A 2,824-nucleotide genomic window follows, 5' to 3' on the forward strand; every position below is an offset into this window, starting at 1 on the left:
GGATTGGGGTACTTCAACTTTGGTGGTTTTAGCAGCCAGGTGACAGTTGGCGCAAACAATCCGCCCTGTGGGTTCGCGGGGCGTTTCGGGGGCGGTTTCCTGTGCCCAGAAGGGGTAGGCGGCAGCTGGCTTTGGAAGTGCTAAATCGCTGGCGAAGAAGAGGGTAAAGGTTGCGATCGCCAGCAGTGCTATTTTGGTAATCGCCCACTTACTGCTGGAGCGTATCGCCGATAAACAAACTTTTTTCATCTGTAATAACAACGATTCCGTGACCAATGTCAATTCAATAGGTATGCTCTCTGAGCAAGTCAATTTGAGATTTTGGATTTTTGATTGAATCTAAAATCTCAAATCTAAAATCTAAAATCGCTTACGCCCACCAGGGTTCTTCGCCGGTGCGGAAGTCAGTTTCTGTCCAAGGTGTCAAGACGAGTTTGTCGTCTTGAACGTTGGCGTGAACGAGTGCGAGCGATCGCGGTGCTGGCCCGCGCACTACCTTTCCGGTGCTGTCATACTGAGAACCGTGGCAAGGACACTTAAATTTGTTCTCGGCGACGTTCCAGGGTACGACGCAGCCCAAGTGGGTGCAGATGGCGTTGATTCCATAATCGGCTATGGCTTTGTCTTCTTTCACCACAATGTAAGTGGGGTCGCCTTTGAGTCCTTGGGCGAGGGTGCGCGAGCCCGGATTATGAGTGGTCAAAAACTCACTCACTACGATCTCGGCACCGAGAGCGTCTTTGGCGGTGACGCCACCACCACCTCCACCACTAGATGGGGGGATAAAGTATTTGACTACCGGATAGAGGGCTCCCAGTGCCGTTCCCGTGATGGTGCCAAATGTTAGCAAATTCATAAACTGACGACGCCCCATATCGGGTGCGTCAGCAGATCCCGAAACTTGAGCCATAACTTATGCTTGAGTGTGTATCTTTGTCAAGATTTCTGAGTTTAACCTCAGATTTTTCCCACCATGCGTCGCGAACGTGCAATCTGCCGCTCCCTGGCAAGGTCTCAAAAATGCTTTGAGAAACTGGTTTACAACTATCTCAGGGGTATTATTACATTTTTTGACACTCGTCTCATAATCTAGAGGCACGTTGTCTCGATCGCGAAAATTTTACATGGTTTGGACTATGACCGGACAAGACTTACGCCAAATATTAGTAGATAAGTGGGGATACTCTTACGATGTGCAAGTGCGGCGCATTCAGGGGAAGATTTTTGTGCAGATTATGTGGAAATATCTGGAACAGGCATCTTTTCCGCTTTCAGAGGCCGAATATATGGCGCATCTAGATACTATTGCCAGTTATGTTGAGGCTTGGGGTGCTAGGGCGCAGGTGCAACAATATATTGTGCAGACGCGGGAGCGCCCCCGACTCGGTAAGGCGGTGAGCATTCCGATTGATTTGGGCGATCGCTCTTCGGAGTGGATAATATAAGATTTCTGTCCTCTACACAATTGTCTATGCAAGTTGAATGGCAAACTGCTAAAACCTACGAAGATATTCTTTACCACAAAACGGACGGTATCGCGAAAATTACTATTAATCGTCCCCACAAACGCAATGCCTTTCGTCCCAAAACTGTTTTTGAACTTTACGATGCTTTTGCCGATGCCCGCGAAGATACGAATATCGGTGTAGTGCTTTTTACTGGTGCTGGGCCTCACACGGATGGTAAGTACGCTTTCTGTGCTGGCGGTGACCAAAGCGTGCGGGGAACGGCTGGCTATGTGGACGATGCTGGTGTACCGCGCCTGAATGTGTTGGATTTACAGCGACTGATTCGCACGATGCCGAAGGTGGTGATTGCCTTGGTGGCTGGATATGCGATCGGCGGCGGTCACGTACTGCACATTTTGTGCGATTTGACAATAGCTGCTGAGAATGCAATTTTCGGTCAAACGGGGCCGAAAGTAGGTAGCTTTGATGGTGGATTTGGTGCTAGTTATTTAGCCAGAATTGTCGGGCAGAAAAAGGCACGAGAAATTTGGTATTTGTGTCGGCAATATGATGCCAAACAAGCTTTAGAAATGGGTTTGGTTAATTGCGTGGTGCCAGTGGAGGAGTTGGAAGAGGAAGGGATTAAATGGGCGAGAGAAATATTAGAAAAAAGTCCGATCGCAATTCGCTGTTTGAAAGCTGCTTTTAATGCCGATTGTGACGGACAAGCAGGTTTGCAAGAGTTGGCGGGAAATGCAACTTTACTGTATTACATGACAGAGGAAGGTGCAGAGGGGAAACAAGCGTTTTTAGAGAAACGGAAACCGGATTTTCGCCAGTATCCTTGGTTACCTTGACCTCTCCCTAGCCCCCTCTCCTCGCAGGAGAGGGGGGAGAAGAGAGTTGTCTCTGTTATTTGAGCCAAATCACTGATATGCAGTGATCCTACTCATTTATAACTGGGTAGCAGTTGTATATGATATCCGCAACTTGCTCAACTCCTAAAATCCTCAGTATGAGCTATTGCTTGAATCCTGATACCAAAGATTGCCAGAAACCTGAAAATCCCGATAATACAAGGTTTTGCCAAAGCTGTGGCTCAAAGTTACGACTCAAAGACCGTTACCGTGCTATCAAGGTACTGGGGAAAGGGGGTTTTGGGAAAACGTTTCTAGCAGTGGATGAACATAATGGAGATAAATGCGTAATTAAGCAGCTTTTAGTTCCTCCTGAAGTTCAAAACAATCCGGCTCAACTACAGACTTATATTAGGCTCTTTGAGCGAGAAGCAAAACAACTGGCTGAACTAGGCATTCATCCTCAAATTCCGACTCTGTTTGACTACCTGGAACAAGGACTTGAGAAAGCTAATCAGT

Annotated in this window: 4 protein-coding genes and 1 pseudogene; 3 read left to right on the plus strand and 2 right to left on the minus strand. The window is 47.6% G+C overall.

Going from position 1 to position 2,824, the window contains the following annotated elements; all coding sequences use genetic code 11:
- Positions 1-249, minus strand: a pseudogene (locus tag H6S82_RS27275) (apocytochrome f); the annotation flags it as partial.
- A gap of 121 nt (positions 250-370) precedes the next feature.
- On the minus strand, positions 371-910 hold the full coding sequence (petC, locus tag H6S82_RS27280; RefSeq protein WP_190471773.1) for a cytochrome b6-f complex iron-sulfur subunit: 540 nt from the start codon (positions 908-910) through the stop codon (positions 371-373).
- A gap of 226 nt (positions 911-1,136) precedes the next feature.
- Between petC and H6S82_RS27285 the strand changes: the two genes are divergently transcribed.
- From H6S82_RS27285 to H6S82_RS27295, 3 genes are all read left to right on the plus strand, one after another.
- Positions 1,137-1,445: a DUF3067 family protein gene (locus H6S82_RS27285; protein ID WP_190471874.1), complete on the plus strand. Its 309-nt coding sequence runs from the start codon at positions 1,137-1,139 to the stop codon at positions 1,443-1,445.
- A gap of 26 nt (positions 1,446-1,471) precedes the next feature.
- Positions 1,472-2,305 (plus strand): 1,4-dihydroxy-2-naphthoyl-CoA synthase, encoded by an 834-nt coding sequence (gene menB / locus H6S82_RS27290; RefSeq protein WP_190471776.1) that lies wholly within the window; start codon positions 1,472-1,474, stop codon positions 2,303-2,305.
- A 158-nt stretch (positions 2,306-2,463) separates the two neighbouring features.
- Positions 2,464-2,824, plus strand: a 361-nt coding sequence (locus H6S82_RS27295) for a 4-Cys prefix domain-containing protein (protein ID WP_347339550.1), incomplete at its 3' end; no start/stop codon positions are given.

The sequence above is a fragment of the Planktothrix sp. FACHB-1355 genome (assembly GCF_014748295.1).
GTDB classification, from domain to species: domain Bacteria; phylum Cyanobacteriota; class Cyanobacteriia; order Cyanobacteriales; family Aerosakkonemataceae; genus Aerosakkonema; species Aerosakkonema funiforme_A.

Excerpts from the sequence above, each read along its gene's own strand:
- H6S82_RS27285 (WP_190471874.1), top strand. The coding sequence starts at position 1,137 with ATGACCGGACAAGACTTACGCCAAATATTAGTAGATAAGTGGGGATAC.
- menB (WP_190471776.1), top strand. The coding sequence starts at position 1,472 with ATGCAAGTTGAATGGCAAACTGCTAAAACCTACGAAGATATTCTTTAC.
- petC (WP_190471773.1), bottom strand. The coding sequence starts at position 910 with ATGGCTCAAGTTTCGGGATCTGCTGACGCACCCGATATGGGGCGTCGT.